The sequence below is a fragment of the Actinomycetota bacterium genome (assembly GCA_036280995.1).
Taxonomy (GTDB): Bacteria; Actinomycetota; CALGFH01; order CALGFH01; family CALGFH01; genus CALGFH01.
The window spans coordinates 1-18,745 of the sequence record DASUPQ010000099.1 but is presented as its reverse complement, the minus strand read 5'-3'; the positions used below and the strand labels follow the sequence as shown (position 1 = coordinate 18,745).

General features: G+C 75.1%; 15 protein-coding genes. 10 read left to right on the top strand and 5 right to left on the bottom strand.

Going from position 1 to position 18,745, the window contains the following annotated elements; genetic code table 11:
• The 3 genes from VF468_02905 to VF468_02895 all read left to right on the top strand — a co-directional run.
• Positions 1 to 1,006 (top strand): diacylglycerol kinase family protein (locus tag VF468_02905; GenBank protein ID HEX5877261.1); only part of this gene is annotated, 1,006 nt, incomplete at its 5' end.
• A gap of 84 nt (positions 1,007 to 1,090) precedes the next feature.
• Positions 1,091 to 3,616 carry a M14 family zinc carboxypeptidase gene (locus VF468_02900; GenBank protein ID HEX5877260.1) on the top strand — a complete coding sequence of 842 codons (2,526 nt, stop codon included), beginning with the start codon at positions 1,091 to 1,093 and terminating at the stop codon, positions 3,614 to 3,616.
• 36 nt (positions 3,617 to 3,652) lie between these two features.
• Positions 3,653 to 6,346: a DEAD/DEAH box helicase gene (locus VF468_02895; protein HEX5877259.1), complete on the top strand. Its 2,694-nt coding sequence runs from the start codon at positions 3,653 to 3,655 to the stop codon at positions 6,344 to 6,346.
• 232 nt (positions 6,347 to 6,578) lie between these two features.
• Here VF468_02895 and VF468_02890 read toward each other — a convergent pair whose 3' ends face one another.
• The 4 genes from VF468_02890 to VF468_02875 form a co-directional block, all read right to left on the bottom strand.
• A complete protein-coding gene (locus VF468_02890; GenBank protein ID HEX5877258.1) occupies positions 6,579 to 7,514 on the bottom strand; it encodes an arginase family protein in 936 nt (311 codons plus the stop codon).
• Between the two features lie 168 nt (positions 7,515 to 7,682).
• Positions 7,683 to 8,153 carry a DUF6194 family protein gene (locus VF468_02885; protein ID HEX5877257.1) on the bottom strand — a complete coding sequence of 157 codons (471 nt, stop codon included), beginning with the start codon at positions 8,151 to 8,153 and terminating at the stop codon, positions 7,683 to 7,685.
• The gene (locus VF468_02880; GenBank protein ID HEX5877256.1) at positions 8,150 to 8,914 is read right to left on the bottom strand and encodes a MerR family transcriptional regulator; all 765 of its coding nucleotides are present in this window, start codon (positions 8,912 to 8,914) and stop codon (positions 8,150 to 8,152) included. Before VF468_02880 ends, VF468_02885 begins: the two co-directional genes overlap by 4 nt.
• A gap of 115 nt (positions 8,915 to 9,029) precedes the next feature.
• Positions 9,030 to 9,902: a sigma-70 family RNA polymerase sigma factor gene (locus VF468_02875; protein ID HEX5877255.1), complete on the bottom strand. Its 873-nt coding sequence runs from the start codon at positions 9,900 to 9,902 to the stop codon at positions 9,030 to 9,032.
• 91 nt (positions 9,903 to 9,993) lie between these two features.
• On the opposite strand from VF468_02875, the gene VF468_02870 reads away from it, so the two are divergent.
• Complete coding sequence (locus tag VF468_02870) at positions 9,994 to 10,827, top strand: NAD(P)H-binding protein (protein ID HEX5877254.1); 834 nt, start codon at positions 9,994 to 9,996, stop codon at positions 10,825 to 10,827.
• A gap of 27 nt (positions 10,828 to 10,854) precedes the next feature.
• On the opposite strand, the gene VF468_02865 is transcribed toward VF468_02870, so the two are convergent.
• The gene (locus VF468_02865; protein ID HEX5877253.1) at positions 10,855 to 12,390 is read right to left on the bottom strand and encodes a helicase HerA-like domain-containing protein; all 1,536 of its coding nucleotides are present in this window, start codon (positions 12,388 to 12,390) and stop codon (positions 10,855 to 10,857) included.
• 97 nt (positions 12,391 to 12,487) lie between these two features.
• On the opposite strand from VF468_02865, the gene VF468_02860 reads away from it, so the two are divergent.
• From VF468_02860 to VF468_02835, 6 genes are all read left to right on the top strand, one after another.
• A complete protein-coding gene (locus VF468_02860) occupies positions 12,488 to 13,429 on the top strand; it encodes a hypothetical protein (GenBank protein ID HEX5877252.1) in 942 nt (313 codons plus the stop codon).
• Between the two features lie 20 nt (positions 13,430 to 13,449).
• The gene (locus VF468_02855) at positions 13,450 to 14,565 is read left to right on the top strand and encodes a Xaa-Pro peptidase family protein (protein ID HEX5877251.1); all 1,116 of its coding nucleotides are present in this window, start codon (positions 13,450 to 13,452) and stop codon (positions 14,563 to 14,565) included.
• A 6-nt stretch (positions 14,566 to 14,571) separates the two neighbouring features.
• Positions 14,572 to 15,672, top strand: coding sequence for a hypothetical protein (locus VF468_02850; protein ID HEX5877250.1), 1,101 nt, complete (start codon positions 14,572 to 14,574; stop codon positions 15,670 to 15,672).
• Positions 15,672 to 16,739 (top strand): hypothetical protein, encoded by a 1,068-nt coding sequence (locus tag VF468_02845; protein HEX5877249.1) that lies wholly within the window; start codon positions 15,672 to 15,674, stop codon positions 16,737 to 16,739. The genes VF468_02850 and VF468_02845 overlap by 1 nt, the downstream gene beginning before the upstream one ends.
• Before the next feature lie 17 nt (positions 16,740 to 16,756).
• Complete coding sequence (locus VF468_02840; GenBank protein ID HEX5877248.1) at positions 16,757 to 18,328, top strand: S8 family peptidase; 1,572 nt, start codon at positions 16,757 to 16,759, stop codon at positions 18,326 to 18,328.
• A gap of 12 nt (positions 18,329 to 18,340) precedes the next feature.
• Positions 18,341 to 18,745: hypothetical protein (locus tag VF468_02835; GenBank protein HEX5877247.1), on the top strand; the 405-nt coding region annotated here is incomplete at its 3' end.

Below are 18,745 nucleotides of genomic sequence, written 5' to 3'. Positions count from 1 at the left end.
GCTGTGGCAGGCCCTCCGCACGCGCGTCGGGCATACCCGACCGGCGCGCCGGAGCGCCTGCGCCATGGCCCGGGTGCGGGCGTCGTTGAGGGCATTGCTGGTCGTCAACCCGACCGCGGGAGGGGGGCGGGCCGGGCGGCTGGTGTCGCAGGTGGCCGAGCGGCTGGCCGCCGACGGGATCGAGGTCGCCCGGCACCCGACCCGGTCGCTGGAGGACGCCCGGCTGGCCGCCTGCGACGCCGCCGGGACCTTCGACGCCGTCGTGGCCATGGGCGGCGACGGCACCGTCGGCGCCTGCGCGGGCGGGCTGGCCGACGCCGGCCCCGGCGCGCGGGCCGCGCTCGGGGTGGTCCCGGCCGGCGGGGGCAACGACGCCGCCCGCAGCCTGGGGCTGCCCCCGGACGACCCGCTGGCCGCGGCCGGGCTGGTCCCGCGGCTGCGGCGGCGGCCGGCCGACCTGGCCACGGTCGCCGGGCGGGCCTACCTGAACGTCGCCGGGGCCGGGTTCGACTCGGAGGTCAACCGGATCGCCAACCAGCGCCTCGGCTGGGCCGGGAACCGTCCCCGCTACGTCGGGGCCGTCCTGGCCGAGCTGGTGGTGGGCCGCGTCGCCGCCTTCGAGCTGGTCCTTGACGGCCGGGCCATGCCGCTGCGGGGCTGGCTGGTGGCGGTGGCCAACGGCCCCAGCTACGGCGGCGGCATGCGGGTCGCCCCCCGGGCCAGCCTGGACGACGGCCTGCTGGAGGTGGTCGTCATCCACGAGATCGGCAAGCTCGAGTTCCTCCGCACCTTCCCCAAGGTGTTCTCCGGCCGCCACGTCGAGCACCCGGCGGTGGCCGTCCACCGCGCCGCCCGGGTCGACCTGGACGCCGACCGCACCCTGGCCGTCTACGCCGACGGCGAGCCCGCCGGGACCCTGCCGGCCACCTTCGAGGTCCGCCCGGCGGCCATCACCGTCCTGGCCGCCGACCCCGCCCCCGGGTTCCCGGTCGGCCCTGACGGCTGATCGACCGGCGGTGTCCTGGGGCTCCTCAGCCTGTCTACTTCGTGGGAGAATGTCCGCTCTGTGCGCCGATGGGGGAGGTCCGGGATGCGCCGTGCCCGTCTTGCCGCGTTGCTCCTACTGGTCGTCGCCGGCGCCACCCTGGCGCCTGTGGCCGCGTCGGCCGCCCCGCCGGCCCCGCCGGCCTGCGACCCGGTCCAGACCCCGCCGGAGTTCGCCGGCCGGGTCCCCACGGCCGAGGAGGTCATCGGCTTCCCGCTCGGCGAGCGTGACGTCACCGTGGCCGAGTCCGACGCCTACCTCCAGGCGGTGGCGTCGGCCAGCTCCCGGGTGGTCGCCGGCACCGCCGCCGTGTCCTGGCAGGGCCGGTCCCTGCGCTACGCCATCATCGGCCGGCCCGGCAACGTCACCCCCGGCGGCCTGGCCCGCATCCGCCACCAGACCGCCCTGCTGCGCGACCCCCGCACCCCGGCCAAGGTGGCCGAGCACCTGGCCAGGACCACCCCGGCCATCCTGTGGGTGGCCGGCAACGTCCACGGCGGCGAGGAGAGCGGCACCGACGCCGCCCTCCGGGTCCTGTACGAGCTGGCCGACCGCCGCGACTGCGCCGCCGACCAGATCCTCGACAACGCCGTCGTGGTGCTGCTGCCGATCCAGAACCCCGACGGGCGCGAGGCCGACACCCGGCGCAACATCTACGGCTTCGACCTGAACCGCGACTGGTTCGCCCGCACCCAGCCCGAGACCGACGGCAAGGTCGAGCTGCTGCGCCGCTACCCACCGGTGCTGTTCATCGACGCCCACGAGATGGGCCGCGAGACCTACTTCTTCCCGCCCAACGCCGACCCCATCTACCACGAGATCACCGACGAGTCGGTCGACTGGATCAACAACCTGTACGGCGCGGCCATGATCGACGAGTTCACCCGCCAGGGCATCCCGTTCTTCAACCGCGACGTCTACGACCTGTTCTACATGGGCTACGGCGACACCGTGCCCTCGACCGGCTTCATCGCCGCCGGCATGACCTTCGAGAAGGCCAGCGGCGACCCGACCCCGCGGCGGGTCTACGAGCAGTACCTGACCCAGTGGGTGTCGCTGTCGGCGGGGGCGGTCAACGCCGACGACATCCTGGCCCGCTGGCGCGGCGCCTGGGTCGAGGCCTGGCGGCAGGGCCAGGCCGGGCAGCTGGAGCCCAACGAGATCATCAACCCCGGCAACGAGCTGGTCACCCAGGTGCCCGACCGGCGGCTGCGCCACTGGTTCGTGCGCGCCGACGACCCGGACAAGGCGGCCGAGGTGCGGGCCCTGGTGCGGCGCCTGCAGCGCATGGACGTCAAGGTCTACAAGCTGCGCAAGCCGCTGGCGGTCCCCGACTACAAGGCCTACGGCCGGGCGCCGCGCTCGGCGGTGCTGCCGGCCGGGACCTACTGGGTGCCGATGGCCCAGGCCCAGAAGCACTGGGTCCAGGCGATGCTGAACGAGGACACCTACACGCCGTTCCCCTACTTCTACGACGTCACCGGCTGGAGCAGCCCGCTGCTGTTCAACCTGCGTGGCGGCAGCTCGGGGGCGGTGCTCGACCCGGCGGCGTCGCGGGTGCGGCCGCTGGACGACCCCGGCCGGCCCAAGCCGCCCGCCGGCCCGCCGGCGGTGGCCGCGTTCCTCGATGAGGGGTCCACCGACATCGAGTCCGGCGGCTGGCTGCGCTACCTGCTGGAGCGGGTCTGGCGGCTCCCGTACCGGGCGGTGGACGCCGCCGCCATCGCCGCCGGCGGCCTGGACGGCGCCGAGGTGCTGCTGGTCCCCGACGGCTCCGAGACCGACGCCGCCGCGGCCCTTGGCCCGGCCGGCCAGCAGGCGCTGGTCGACTGGGTCGAGGCCGGCGGGCGCTACGTCGGCTGGCGCGGCGGCACCCGCCTGGCCGCCGGCCTCGGCATCACCACCGCCACCCTGGCCGAGCCGACCTCCGACATCCCCGGCAGCCTGCTGCGGGTCCGGGTCGACCGGGACAGCCCGCTGGGCGACGACGTCGGCCCCTTCGCCTGGGCGTTCAACGCCTACGACGCGGTCATGCGGGCCAGCGACCCGGCCCATGCCGCCGTGGCCTACCCGCCGGCCGGCCACCCCGACTTCTTCGTCTCCGGGTTCGCCGCCGGCGAGGAGGAGCTGGGCGGCACGGCCGCGGTGGTCGACGAGCCGGTCGGCGCCGGCCGGGCGGTGCTGTTCTCGTTCGAGCCCAACTTCCGGGCCTTCACCGACGGCACCCAGCGGCTGCTCCGCAACGCCGTGCTCGGGCCGGCGCCCGAGGCGGCCGCCGCCGGGGCGGCCGACCGGGCGGCCGGGGTGGCGGCGGCGCGGGCGGCGGCCGGGCGGCTGTCCGGCCTCGACCGGCCGATCCGGCTCACCGTGGCCGCGGCCGGGGCCGCCGGCGCGGAACGGCTGCTGCGCGGCTACGGGGCCCGCTTCGAGGCCCGCCGGGCCGGCGGCCAGGTCCACTTCCTGGTCGCCAACCCGCGCGGCCTCGGGCTCGACGAGCACCCGTTCGCGGCCGACCTGGCCCGGCGCCTGCGCGCCGCCGACCTGCCGGTGCGGGCCTTCAGCATGCGGTAGGCAACCCCGAGCGCCGAGGGGGGCGCGGCTGGCAGCATGAGCGCCATGGACACCCACCATCCGGCGCTCGTGGAGGAGTTCGCCGGCGGCTACCGCTTCGAGCTGGACGACTTCCAGCGGCGCGGCTGCCTGGCCCTGGCCGCGGGCCAGGGCGCGCTGGTCGCCGCCCCCACCGGGGCCGGCAAGACGGTGGTGGGGGAGTTCGCCGTCTGGCTGGCCCTGCGCTCGGGCGGCAAGGCGTTCTACACCACCCCGCTCAAGGCCCTCTCCAACCAGAAGTTCGGCGACTTCGTGGCCCGCCACGGCGCGGCCCGGGTCGGCCTGCTCACCGGCGACAACTCGATCAACGGCGAGGCCCCGGTGGTGGTGATGACCACCGAGGTGCTCCGCAACATGCTCTACGAGGGCAGCCCCACCCTCGGCGGCCTGCGCTATGTGGTCATGGACGAGGTCCACTACCTCCAGGACCGGGTCCGGGGGGCGGTCTGGGAAGAGGTCCTGATCAACCTCCCGGTCGAGGTCCGGGTGGCCAGCCTGTCGGCCACCGTCTCCAACGCCGAGGAGTTCGGCGAGTGGCTGGAGGCGACCCGCGGCGCCACCGAGGTGGTGATCGAGGAGCGCCGGCCCGTCCCCCTCGACAACTACTACCTGATCGGCCGCGAGCTGCAGCCGATGTTCGTGACCAGGGGCGACGACGTCGTCCCGAACCCGGCCCTGGCCCGCCGGGGCGAGCGCGAGTGGCGCCCGGGCCGCGACACCAAGGGCCGCCCGCATCAACGCACCGGACCGAGACCGGCGGGCCGGGGCTGGGTGCCGTCCCGGGTCGAGGTGGTCGACCTGCTGGAGGCGGAGCGGCTGCTCCCGGCCATCTACTTCATCTTCTCCCGGGCCGGCTGCGACCAGGCCCTCGAGCAGTGCCGGGCCGGCAACATCCGGCTCACCAGCCACGCCGAGCGGGCCGAGATCCTCGAGTTCCTCGAGCTCAAGGTGGCCCCCATCGACCCGGCCGACCTGGACGCGCTCGGCTACGACCTCCTGGCCGAGTCGCTGGGCCGCGGCGTGGCCAGCCACCACGCCGGCATGCTGCCCCTGTTCAAGGAGGCGGTCGAGGAGCTGTTCGCCCAGGGACTGGTCAAGGTGGTGTTCGCCACCGAGACGCTGTCGCTGGGGATCAACATGCCGGCCCGGACGGTGGCCATCGAGCGGCTCACCAAGTGGCAGGGCGAGCGCCACGAGCTGCTCACCCCGGGCGAGTACACCCAGCTCACGGGGCGGGCCGGCCGGCGCGGGATCGACAGCCGCGGAGCCGCGGTCGTGCTCCACCAGCCCTACATCCCCTTCGAGCGGATCACCGGGCTGGCCTCGACCCGCACCTACCCGCTCACCTCGTCGTTCCGTCCCTCCTACAACATGGCCGTCAACCTGGTCGCCAACTACGAGCGGGGGCAGGCCGAGCGGCTGCTGGCCTCCTCGTTCGCCCAGTTCCTGGCCGACCGGACCGTGCACGGGGCCGAGCAGACCATGGCCCGCAACGCCCGCTTCCTCGCCGGCTACCTGGAGTCGGCGGCCTGCGACCGGGGCGACATCACCGGGTACTGGGAGCTGCGCCGGCGGCTGCGGGCCCGCGAGAGCACCCTGGCCGACGCCGACCGCCGGGCCGAGACCCAGGAGGCGGCCGAGGCGCTGCGCTCGCTGACCCCCGGCACCGTCATCTGGCTGCCCGGCGGGCGCCGCCGCGGGCTGGCCGCGGTCATCGGGCCGGCCGGCGGCCGCGACAACTCGACCGGGATCCTGGTCCTGACCGAGGACCGCCGGGTCCGCCGGGTCGCCGTCCGCGACCTGGGCGGCATCCCGGTGCGGGTCGGCAAGGTGGCCATGCCTCGCCAGCTCAGCCCCAAGAGCCCCCGGTTCAAGTCGTACGTGGCCAGGGCCCTGGCCGAGCTCGACCCGCCTTCGGTCCCCCGGCCCCGGCGCCGCCGGCGGCCCGGCGCCGACGACCCGGAGCTGGCCGCCCTCCGGGACGAGCTGCGCGCCCACCCCGTGCACGGCTGCCCCGACCTGGCCGAGCACGAGAGGTGGATGCAGCGCCACGACCAGCTGGCCAAGGAGCAGCGGGCCCTGGCCGAGCGGGTGCGGCGGCGCACCGGGTCGCTGGTCCGGACCTTCGACCGGGTCCTGGAGGTGCTCGGCAGCCTCGGGTACGTGGACGGCTTCGCCCTCACCCCCAAGGGCGAGACCCTGCGCCGGGTGTACGCCGAGACCGACCTGGTGGTGGTGGAGGCCATGCACCGCGGGGTCTGGCGCGGGCTCGAGCCGGCCGAGCTGGCCGCCTGCGTCTCCAGCCTGGTCTACGAGACCCGCGGCGCCGACGGCCCCCCGGGCGACCCGCCGCTCGCGCCCACCCGGGCCGTCGAGGCCGCCCTTGACGCCCTGGCCAAGCTCCAGGAGGAGGTCCGCGCCCACGAGGAGGCGGGCGGCCTGTCCCTGACCCGCGAGCTCGACCCCGGCTTCGCCGACCCCGCCCATCGCTGGGCCAGCGGCGACCCCCTCGAGGACGTCCTGGCCGCCGAGGACATCACCCCCGGCGACTTCGTCCGGGTCACCAAGCAGCTCATCGACCTGCTCCGCCAGATCGCCCTGGTCGCCGACGACCCCGAGGTCCAGACCACCGCCCGCGCCGCCGTCGACGCCTGCCAGCGCGGCGTGGTCGCCTACTCTGGCTTGCTGTAGAAGGGTGGGTCGGGCCCGGCCCCGGGCCGTCGGGCTCCAGGTGGTACCTGCTCGGTCGGCGAGGTCGTTCGGGTCCTGGTCGGTAGTCCCGACACAGCCCCCGCCAGTTCTGAAACCGGCTCGTAGTCAACGAAGCGCTGCCGTGCCTGAACGCCGGCTATCGGATGCCACTATCGATGCCTGGTGGCCGATCAACGCCTCCGGCCGCGCCCTGGCGAGGCGGAGGCCTAGGCTAGCCCGGTCCCTCGTCGCGCCGGGACGGGTGCAGCGCTTGCGCGATCGCGTGGGTCACCGTTTCGACGTAGCGGGAGAGCTGGGTTCCCGCCGGGTCGTGCGTCGGGTTGACCTCCGTGAGGACCAGCGCCCGCACACCCGGAGCGGCGAGCAACTCCTCGAGGACCAGCCCGGCCGTGGCGAGCGGCACGCCGGTGCCGTAGTGCGGGAAGTTCCCCAGCGGGAGATCGCGGGAGTCGACGGCGTCGACGTCGAAATGGACCGCGATGGCGGCGTCCGGGCTCGTGAGGGCCTCGACGGCGAGCCGCGCGGTGGCGATCGGGTCGGCCCTGACAGTGGCGTCGTCGAAGTGCCGGAGCGCGGGACGCGCCCTGAGCTGGTCCGCGTCGAAGCTGTCGGGATCGGTGGGATCGTAGCCGAGCAGGACGAGCTGGTGGTCGCCGAGCAGCGGGTTGGTCCGACCGATCTGCGCCAACGGCGTGTCGGCGATCCCCAGGAGGTGCGCGACGCCGGTGGCGTCGAGGATCCCGCTGCGCGTGCGCTGCGGCGAGTTCAGGTCCGCGTCCCCGTCGAAGTACGCCAGGCGCACGTCCTCGTGGACGCGCTGGAGGCCGGCCACGACGCCGAGGGTGATGGTGCAGTCGCCGCCGAGCACGATCGGCACGCGGCCGACCCGCGCCTCGCGCTCGACGGCGGCGGCGACGGACCGCGCCACGCGCACCACCGCCCCGAGGTTGCGGGCCGTCGCGTCGGCGGCGTCGGCCCTGAACACCTCGCCGGCCACGTCGCCGGCCTCCGTCACGCGCAGCCCCGCGCCCCGCAGCCCGGCGACGAAACCGCGCTCGCGCAGCGCGGCGGGCGCCAGGTCCTGTCCGGCGTGATGCGCGCCGGCGCTCGTCGGGACCCCGAGGACCGACAATTCCGTAGAGCCCATCTCGACCACCGCCTCTCGAGGCATGCCATCCGGGCATCGCCGGAACGCCGTCGATGCTCATCAGCCACCAACCCTGTCATGAAGAACCGCTCCGAGGCACGCTCGGCGTCGGCGAGCCCCTGATGCTCCAGGTAGCCACCCCGAGCCTTGACATACGGAGGAACCCTGCTAGTTGCGGCGCAGCCTCCGAGCGGCTCGCTCGTGGGCGTTGGCGAGCAGGTCCCGTGCCTGGGCGCTGGTCCGTTCGCCCGGGTTGAGGATCGCGACCCAGCCCTGGACGGCGTAGGCGGGGTGGGGGAGCAGCCGGTCGAGGGCGGTGTAGTCGAACCGGTCGCGGTTGGCCGCGTACGCGGCCGGAGGGTAGCCGAGCAGCTCCTCGAAGCGGTCGCGGCCGGCGGCGATGTTGAGCCGGAACACGCCGTCCCGGTTCAGGTCCGAGTCCGTGTCGAAGCCCTCGTAGTCGTGGTGGATCACGGTGGCGAACGGCAGCCGCCGGTCCACCGGCTGGTCGCCGTGCGGGTCGTAGTAGAAGAACGTGTCGCCCCACCACGCCTCGGGGACGTCGTCGGCCTCGCTGACCGTGAGCACGACCACGCCCGGCATGGCCGCCACCAGCGTGGTGATCTCGTCGGCGTTCATGCGCCGGCCCGCTCGGCGTTGGCGACGATCGCGTCGTGGACGTAGCCGGCGAACCCGGGCGCCACCTCGTCCCAGGTGGCGACCGTGCCCGGGTCGGCGACGTAGCCGGCCGCCACCTGGCGGTGCTGGCCGTGGTCGCAGGCGAAGAACCACCGCGACAGGTGCGCCCGGTGCTCCTCGGCGAGCGCCATGGCCACGGCGCCGGTCGCGGGCTCGCCGGCCTGCAGCGCATCGGCGAAGCGCCGGATGCTCTCGTCGGCCTCGGCCTTGATCGCGACCCAGTCCTGCTTGCTGTAGGCGGCGGACCGACGCCGCGACGCCCTCGACGCCTCGGGGTCGCCCCAGCGCTCGTGCGCCTCGTCGGCACGCTCGGCGAAGGTCGCCGTGCCGAAGATCTCGAGCTGCTCCGCCGGAGTCAGGGCGATGCCCAGCTGCCGGGCCTCGATCTCGTGCTCGACCGCGGCGAGCAGCGCGGCGGTGCGCGCCTGCCGGTCGCGCAGCAGCCGGTGCTGACGGCGCAGGTGGTCGTCGGCCTGGGCGTCCGGGTCGGCGAGGATCTCGGTGATCTGGTCGAGCCCGAACCCCAGCTCCCGGTAGAACAGGACATGCCGCAGACGCCCCAGGTCGGCCTCGGAGTACAGCCGGTACCCGGCGGCGCTCCGCCCCGCCGGGACCAGCAGCCCGATCGCCTCATAGTGGTGCAGCGTCCGCACCGACACGCCGGACGACCGCGCCACCTCACCGACTGTGTACCCGTCCATGGACCGATCATCGCGCCTCACGCTACGTCAGGGTCAAGCCCTTCCGGCACGACGGCCGGGTCGGTGATCCGACCCCGAAGCTGGGGATCCGCAGCCCCGGCCCAGGCCACCGCGGTCAGGAACTGCCGGGGATGACGAGGTCGAGCTGGCGGATCCGGTCGGGGTCGGCGATGGCGTCGACGGCGGTGATGTGCTGGCCGCTGGTGGTGAAGGCGAGGACGACCCGCGGGCGGCCGCCCGGCATCCAGACGGCCGCGGCCGCGCCGTCGAGGAGGGCGGCCCTGACGCCGCGGGCGCGCTGGAGGAAGGCGGCGACGGGTTCCGCTCCCCGGGTCTCGCTGGCCGCCCCCAGCTTGACGGCCTGGTCGTCGGCGCGGAGGACGACACCGGGGTCGAGCAGCCTCAGCAGCGCCTCGAAGTCGCCGTTGCGGGCCGCGGCCAGGAAGGCGGCGACGAGCGCCGACTGGCGCAGCCGGTCCGCCCGCCGGGTCGTCTCCGGCTGCCGCACGCGCGCGCGGGCGCGGCTGGCCAGCTGCCGGGTCGCGGGCGTGCTGCGGTCGACGATGGGGGCGATCTGGTCGAAGGGGATCGCGAACACGTCGTGGAGGACGAAGGCGACCCGCTCGGCCGGGGTCAGGGTGTCGAGCACGACCAGCAGCGCCAGCCCGACCGAGTCGGCGAGGAGCGCCTGGTACTCGGGGTCGGACTCGTCCGGGTTGGCGGGCGGCTCGGGCAGCTCGGGGTCGGCGGACGGCTGAGGCCGCGACCTGCGGGCCTGGAGCATGTTCAGGCAGACCCGGGAGACGACCGTGGTGAGCCAGCTGCCGAGGTTGCCGACGTCGCTGGTGTCGGAGCGGCTGAAGCGGAGCCACGCCTCCTGGACGGCGTCGTCGGCGTCGTTCGGTGAGCCGAGGATGCGGTAGGCGATCGCCCGCAGGCGGCCGCGGTGCTCCTCGAAGCGGTCGGCGAGCCAGTCGCCCTCACTCATCTCGTCACATTCCTCCCACGCCGTCGGTCTCTCCTGTAGACCGGCGCGACGGCGCCGGTGTGACCGACTCCCACAGCAAGGAGACAGCAGCATGGACACCATCCGCATCCTCGTCACCGGCGGCACGGGCACCCTCGGCCGCCTCGTCGTCCCGCGGCTGCGGGACGACGGCCACACGGTACGGGTGCTCAGCAGGGGCGGGCGTGAGGCCGGGAACGGCGTCGAGCTCGTGACCGGCGACCTGGCCACGGGCGAGGGGATCGACGCCGCCGTCGAAGGGGCCGAGGTCGTGGTCCACTGCGCCGGCACCACCAAGGGCGACGAGGTCAAGACCGGCAACCTGGTCCGGGCGGCGTCGCGGGCCGGGGTGCGGCACCTGGTGTACATCTCGGTCGTCGGCACCGACCGGGTCCCGGTCGCCAGCGCCGTCGACCGCGCCATGTTCGGCTACTTCGCGTCCAAGCGGGCCGCCGAGGAGGTCGTGGCCGGCTCGGGCCTGCCCTGGACGACACTGCGCGCCACCCAGTTCCACCAGTCGTTCCTGGTCCTGGCCGGGCAGATGGCCAGGCTGCCGGTGGTCCCGGTGGCGGCCGGGTTCCGGTTCCAGCCGGTGGACGCCGGCGAGGTGGCGGACCGGCTGGCCGAGCTCGCCCTGGCCCCGCCGGCCGGCCTGGTGCCCGACCTGGCCGGGCCGCGGGTGCTGGGGATGGACGCGCTGGTCCGTGAATACCTGCGGGCCAGCGGCAGGCACCGGCCGGTCCTGCCGGTGCGGCTCCCCGGCCGGGCCGCCCGCGCCTTCCGGGCCGGCGCCAACCTGGCCCCCGACCGGGCCGTTGGCCAAAGGACCTGGGAGGAGTTCCTGGCCGACCAGGTGGCTGGCCGGGCGGCCGGCGGCCCCATCGGGCAGGCCCATCGAGCCAGGTGAGCGCATGGGCCCGAACCCCCGGCGAACTCAGCGGCGCTTGCGGAGGACCCCGAAGATGGAGCGCTGGATCTCGCGGCCGGCCGGGGTGTTCATGAAGCGGAGGGCCATCTTGCCCATCTGGATCAGGTCGTGGGTGTCGACGCCGCCCGGGCCCGGGGCCTTGCCGGACCGCTCGGGGGCCGAAGGGGCCGGGATCGGCTTGTCGGCCTCGGCCTGCTGGAGGCGGGCGGTGAGACGCTCGTAGGCGCTGTCGGGGTCGACGGTCTGGCCGTAGCGGGCGTGGATGGCCGAGCCGGCGATGCCCGACTGGACGGTGGCCGGGTCCGCCGGGGCCATGCGGGACTGGGGCGGGTACAGGCGGGTCCAGGCGACCGGGGTGGGGACACCGTCGGGGGACAGCACGGTCACCACCGCCTCGCCAACCCCCAGCGAGGTCAGGGCCGAGGCCAGGTCGTAGACGTCGGTCATCGGGTAGGTCTGGACCGTCTTGTCGATGGCGGCCGCGTCCTTGGGGGTGATCGCCCGCAGGGCGTGCTGGACCCGGTTGCCGAGCTGGGCCAGGACCTCGTCGGGGAGGTCCTGGGGGAGCTGGGTGATGAAGAACACCCCGACCCCCTTGGAGCGGATCAGCCGCACCGTCCGCTGCACCTGCTCGACGAACGCCTTGGAGGCGCCGTCGAACAGCAGGTGGGCCTCGTCGAAGAAGAACACCAGCTTGGGCTTGTCGAGGTCGCCGACCTCGGGCAGGGCCTCGAACAGCTCGGCCAGCAGCCACATCATGAAGGTCGAGAACACCCGCGGCCGGTCGGCCACGTCGGCCAGCTCCAGCAGCGTCACCATCCCCCTGCCCGAGGGGTCGGTCCGCAGCAGGTCGTCGACGTCGAAGGCGGGCTCGCCGAAGAGCCCGGCCACGCCCTGCTCCTCCAGCTCGACCAGCTTGCGGAGCAGCACCCCGAGGGTCGGCCTGGCCACCCCGCCCAGGTCGGCCACGGCCGCCTGGCCCTCGTCGGTGCCGAGGAACTTCAGCACCTCGCGCAGGTCCTTGAGGTCGACCAGGAGCAGGCCGCCCGAGTCGGCGTAGTGGAAGACCAGGCTGAGCACGCTGGTCTGGACGTCGTTGAGGTCCAGCACCTTGCTCAGCAGCTGGGCGCCGAACCCCGACACCGAGGCCCGCACCGGCACGCCCTTGGCCGGGTCGCCGGACAGGGTCAGCAGCTCGACGGGGGAGGGATGCGGGTCCCAGGGGGCCTGGAGCTGCTCGATCCGGGCGGCCACCTTGTCGGAGGCCTCGCCCGGCTCGGCCATGCCCGACACGTCGCCCTTCATGTCGGCCACGAAGCAGGGCACCCCGGCGTCCGACAGGCGCCCGGCCAGACCCTGGATGGTCTTGGTCTTGCCGGTGCCGGTGGCCCCGGCGACCAGGCCGTGCCGGTTCAGCATGGCGAGCGGCACCGCGACCTCGAAGCCGGTGTTGACCTCCTCGCCCTTGACTGCCCGGCCCAGCCCGGCCGCCGGCACGTCGAACGCGTAGCCGGCGGCCAGCCCGGCAAGCCCCTCGTCCATCCACCCCTCCTGGAACAGCGGTCGAGTATCCGGCGCCGCATGCAGCGCGGTGTTCTCGGCGCCGATCCGACAACCGCTGTTCTATAGGATGAGCGGCGTGACCGCACCTCTGCCCTCGCCGGCGCACCAGCGGGAGCGGCTGCCGTTCGGGGCGCCGTTCCTGATCGCCGACCCGGCCGCCGCCCGCCGCGACCTGACCCTGCTGCGCCGCGCCCTGGCCGCCGCCGGCGTGGTCGCCGAGGCGGCGGTGGCCCGGCCGGTCGAGCGGGCCGGGGCGGTCGCCGCCCAGGCCCTGGAGGACGGCCACCGGCTGCTGGTCGCGGTCGGCTCCGACCGGCTCGTCCACGCCCTGCTCCGGGTCCTGGTCGACCCGGGCGGGCCGCGCTGGCCGGACGCCGTCCTCGGCCTGGCCGGCCTGGGCCGCCAGGACCTGGCCGCCACCTTCGGCCTGCCCGACGACCCCGGGACGCTGGCCCGCCACCTGCTCGGGCCCAACCAGTTCCTGGCCGACGTCGGCCGGGCCCGCTGGCGCGGCCCCGACGGCACCGAGCGGGTCGGGGTGTTCGCCAACACCGCCGAGCTCGGCTACCCGGCCGAGGTGTCGGCCCGGGGCGGGGGGGAGGCCACCGGGCGGGTCGCCCGCCTGGCCGCCGCCCTGGGCGGACTGGCCGCCAGCCGCTCCACCCCGGCTCGGCTGGAGGTGGACCACACCGCCGTCGACCTGCGCCTGGCCGGGCTGGTGGTGGCCAACGGCCAGTTCTCCATGGGGCGGATGAAGGTCGCCCCCCGGGCCCTGCCCGACGATGGCCGCCTGTCGGTGATGGCCTTCCAGGGCGAGCCGCTCGGCATCTACGCCCGCTCCAAGGACCTGTACTACGGCCTGCACGTGCCCCACCCGTCGGTGCGCGAGTACCAGTCGCGCCGGGTCGCGGTCGACACCGCCGAGCCGCTCGCCCTGGTGCTGGACGGCTGGCGGGCCGCCGGCGGCCCCCCGGTCCGCTTCGACGTCCTGGAACGGGTGCTGCGGATCAAGGTCTGACCGGAGGTAGGATTGCCGCTATGAGGACAAGCGCCGCAGCCCGTGCCGAACGGCTGGCCAGGGCCCGCAAGGAGCAGGCCGAACGGGGCGTCGACGCGCTGCTGCTGGGGCCGTCGGCCGACCTCGCCTACCTGACCGGCTACCACCCGCCGCACCTGGAGCGCCTGACCCTGCTGGTCGTGCCCGCGGCCGGCGAGGCCCGGCTGGTGGTGCCGGCCCTTGAGGCGCCCCTGGCCCACGGCCAGCTGGGCGACCTCGAGGTCGAGGTGGCCGCCTGGCAGGAGACCGACGACCCGGTCGCGCTGGTGGCCGACACGCTGGCCTCGGCGGGTGCCACCGGCGGACGGCTGGGCGTCGGTGACCAGCTGTGGAGCATGTTCCTGCTGCGGCTCCAGGAGGCCCTTCCCTCGGCCCGGTTCACCTCCGCCTCGGCCGTCACCGGCGAGCTGCGGATGCGCAAGGACCCCGAGGAGCTGGCCGCCCTGGCCAGGGTGGCGGCGGCCATCGACGGGGTGGTCGAGGGCCTGGGCGAGCTGCGCTGGGCCGGGCGCAGCGAGCAGGACCTGGCCAGGGACGTCGAGGAGGCGATCCGCGCCACCCACGACACGTTCTGCTTCGGCATCGTCGCCTCCGGCCCCAACGCGGCCAGCCCCCACCACGGGGCCACCGGACGGGTCATCCAGCCCGGCGACCCGGTGGTGGTGGACATCGGCGGGCGCCTCGACGGCTACTGCTCGGACACCACCCGCACCCTGGTCGTGGGCGAGCCGCCCCCCGGGTTCGAGGAGCTGTACGGGCTGCTGCGGGCCGCCCAGGAGGCCGGCTGCGCCGCCGTCCGCCCCGGGATCACGGCCGCCCAGCTCGACGCCGCCTGCCGCGACCCGATCCGCGACGGCGGCCACGGCGACGCCTTCCTGCACCGCACCGGGCACGGCATCGGCCTGGAGGAGCACGAGGCCCCCTACATCGTCGCCGGCAACGAGCTGCCGCTGGAGCCCGGCATGGCCTTCTCGGTCGAGCCTGGGATCTACCTGGAGGGCCGCTACGGGGCCAGGATCGAGGACATCGTCGTCTGCACCGAGGACGGCGGCCGCCGCCTCAACACCACCTCGCGCGACCTCAAGATCGTGAGCTAGATCGCCATGGGCGGGGGCAGGCAGGCGTGGTGCCCGCGCTGCGACGAGGTCCGGGAGGCCCGGCCGGGGACGTCCTGTGTGGCCTGCGGCCGCGAGCTGCTGGCCGTGCCGGCCTGGCCCGGCCAGCCCCAGCCCGGGCGGGCCGACCAGGTCGCCAGGCGGCTGCGGGCGCTGCGGCCGGCGGCCGGCGCGGCCGGGGTCGGCCTGCTGGTCCTGGCCGTGGTGGCCGGCGCGTTCGCCGCCGGGCGGGTGACCCGGACCACCCCCTCGACCGCGGCGGCGACAGCCAGCACCGGGCCCGGCCTGGCCGACGACGGTCCCGAGGCCGGCCGCCGCGACTTCGACGGCTGGGAGGCGCGGGCCGGCGGGATCACGGTCGCGCTCCGCAGCCTCACCGTCGGCACCGGCTTCAGCCGCCTGGAGCTGCACGTCGACGGGGTGCCCCGGGGCCGCGAGGTCAGCGCCCTTGACCGGCTCCGGATCCTCGACGCCGCCGGCAACGACCTGCTGCTCGGCGGGGAGCAGCCCCGGATCGCCACCTCCAGCAACCGGCCGGGGGTCGGCAGCGGCATCGACACCGAGGTGGTGCTCGACCGGCCGGTCGAGCTGGAGGCCGTGGCCGCCGTCGAGCTGGGCGGGCTGACGGTGGGCCGGACGATCCGGGACCAGCTGGCCGGCTCCCTCCACGACCCCGAGCTGCAGCGCCGCTCGGGCGACAACGAGGACGACAGCGGCTGGGTCGCCGGCCGCCGCGGCTGCCCCGGCTGCGAGCTGCAGGTGGCCTGCGTGGACTGCACCACCCTGCGGGTGGTCGGCTCCGCCTACCGCCGCGGCCGGGTGCTGGTCACGGTGGAGGCGCTCGACCGGGTCGAGCAGACCACCCTCAACCCGTCGCGCCGGCGGGTCCTGGTCAGGGGCGGCATCTCCGACCTGCCGGCCTGGATGGACGGGTCCGGCGGGACCGCCGTCATCTCGATCGCGGCCGACATCCTGGCCATCAGCCGCTTCGGCGACGGCGACGAGCCGATGCCCTTCGAGGTCATCGTCCGGGCCCAGGCCGAGCAGGTCGTGCGGGGCACCTGGGCCCTGCGCCAGGGGAGCGGCTGATGCGCGCCTGGTGCCCCCGCTGCGACGCCGTCCGCCCCGGCGAGACCGACTGCCCGGTCTGCGGCACCCCGCTGGCCACCCTGGAGGACGCCGCCACGCCTGCCGAGCGTCCGCCGGAGCCGCCCCCCACCGAGCCCCCGGGCCCGCCCCCGCGGTCGCGGCGGTGGATCGCCCTAGCCGCGGCCACCGTGGTCGTGGCCGCCCTGGCCTTCGGGGCCGGCCGCAGCGTCGCCCGCCCGGCCGCCCCGGCGGCCACCGCCGCCCCGACGACCTCGACCACCGTCCCCGAACCGGGCGCCAACCGGCGCAAGCTGGGCTGGACGGCCCGGGCCGGCGGCGTGACCGTGACCGCCGTCGAGGCCAGCCGGGTGGCCACCGAACAGCGTGAGACGGTCGCCTCGATCAGCTTCCGGGTCCAGGGCGTACCCGCCGACCAGCGGGTCCTCGCCCTGCGGGGGCTGCGGCTGCTCGACTCCGGCGGCGGGGTGTACGCCGGGGTCGAGCAGCGGCAGTTCAGCCGCGAGGGCGGCGTCCCGGTCCGGCCCGTCGACGGCGACCCCGGCCTCTACCGGGTCGTCACCGGGCCCGCCCCCCGGCTGTCGTCGCTGGCCCGGATCGACCTGAGCGGCGTGGTGGCCGTCCGGGCCCGCGACCGGACGATCGCCCTGGACACCTCCGGGGCCTGGCCGGCCGGCCCGCAGATGCGGACCATCGACCCCGGCCAGGACGACGCCGTCCGGCCGGACCTCGACTCGGCCCGGGTCCTCGGGACCGACCTCCAGCTCCGGGTGACCTCGGCGTTCGTGCGCGACGGGCGGGCGGTGGTCGTGGTCGACGCCTCCTCGGGCTTCCGGGGCGTCCCCGGCCAGTACCTGCCCCTCGGCGCCGAGCTGCGCGCCGGCGACCGGGTCCTGTGCGCGCGCGCGTCGCTGCTGGGCGAGGACATGGGCCAGCAGCTCGTCCAGGGGATCGTGCTCAGCTGCCCGACCCGGCCGGTGCCGCGGCTCACCGTCGCCGTCGGGGTCGGTGCCAGAATCATCCCCTTCGACGCCACCCTGCGGCCCTGACCATCGCTGGAGGACCCATGCCCGACGAGCCCACAGATGCGGGGGGCGGAGCCCCCCGCACACCCCCCGACCCCGAACCGACGGCGCCGCAGCAGCCGCGCCGGCGGGACCAGCCGCTGGTCCAGCGGGCGATTGTCTCCGACGCCCTGATGGACCCCGACGAGCGGGAGCGGATCGGCTTCGACCCCAGCCCCGAGGCCCCCATCCCGGTGGTGGTCGAGCTCAACCTGCGCCACCGCAACGGGCTCCAGGGCGCCGCCGACCAGTTCATCGCCCAGTACCGGGACGCCCTCCCCGGCGCCCCCGAGCCCGACCGGGTGGCCGACACCTACTACCGCTGCGAGCTGACCGAGGCGGCGCTGCTGGACCTGGTCGAGGAGGACCAGCGCCAGGAGGACCCCGCGCGGCGGGCCATCTACCGGGTCTGGCCCGACTTCCCGGTCCGCCCCCTGATCGACCTCTCCTGCGCCACCGTCAAGGCGGACGCGGCCAGGCGCTCCTTCGACGCCACCGGCCGCGGCATCACCTGGGCGGTGCTGGACTCCGGCATCGACGAGCACCACCACCACTTCCGCCGCTACAACACCCTCAAGGGGGAGGTCGCCGGCCTCCACCGCGACTTCACCATGAGCGGCGAGCCGGCCCTCGGCGGCGCCCTGGTCGACAAGTACGGCCACGGCACCCACGTCGCCGGCATCATCGCCGGCGGCCTGCCGGCCCGCATGCCGCGGGGCGCCGACCTCAAGGTGGTCGAGCGGGTCTTCGACCCGGCCCGCCCCGAGACCCCCAAGGTCCAGGACCGCGAGGTCAAGCCGCCCGAGATGCTGGCCGGGATCGCCCGGGCGACCAAGCTGGTCAGCCTCAAGGTCCTGGACGAGCGGGGCGACGGCCGGTCCATGAACGTGGTCCGGGCGCTGGAGTACGTGCGCAAGGACATCAACGGCTACGGCAAGCTGCTGCGGGTCCACGGGGTCAACCTGAGCCTTGGCTACGAGTTCGACCCCAAGTGGTTCGCCTGCGGCCAGAGCCCCATCTGCGCCGAGGTCGACCGCCTCGTCCGCTCCGGGGTGGTGGTGGTGGTGGCCGCCGGCAACACCGGCTACGGCAGCCTCACCGCCCTGGCCCGCCACACCAACGTCGGGCTGACCATGACGATCAACGACCCCGGCAACGCCGCCCTGGCCATCACCGTCGGCGCCACCCACCGGGACATGCCCCACACCTACGGGGTGTCGTACTTCTCCTCCAAGGGCCCCACCGGCGACGGCCGGCTCAAGCCGGAGCTGGTCGCCCCCGGCGAGCGCATCACCTCGTGCGCCGCCGGCAAGGCGCTGGCCAGTGCCTTCCCCGGCCGGCAGCCGCCCTCGCCCGAGAAGACGGCGGTGTACGTCGAGGACTCCGGGACCAGCATGGCCGCCCCCCACGTGTCGGGGGCGGTGGCCAACTTCCTGTCCATCCGGCGGGAGTTCATCGGCCGCCCCGACGAGGTCAAGCGGATCTTCTGCGAGTCGGCCACCTCCCTGGGCCGCGAGCGCTACTTCGAGGGCCACGGCCTGGTCGACCTGATGCGCGCCATCCAATCGATCTGAGAGGAGCCAACCATGGCGAGCGAGATCGCCGGCCAGCCTCACTGGGAGGTCGGCTTCGACGAGAAGGGCAAGCCCGACCAGGCCGGGGTCGACGCCCTGCTGGCCGAGCTGCCGGGCAAGGACCTGACCGACCTGTTCGTGTTCGCCCACGGCTGGAACAGCGACTTCCGTCAGGCCCGCCGGCTCTACCAGCTCTACTTCCAGCAGGTCCCGGACCTGCTCGCCCGGGGCGGGGGCCAGGCCGCCCGGGTCGGGACCCTTGGGGTGGTGTGGCCGTCCAAGCGCTGGGCGGACGAGCCCGAGCCGACCGGCGCCGTGGACGGCGGCGGCGCCGCCGGGTTCGGGTTTGCCGCCGGATTCGGCGACGGCCCGGTGGCCGAGGCTCCGCCCGCCGACCCGGTCCTGGTCGAGGATCTC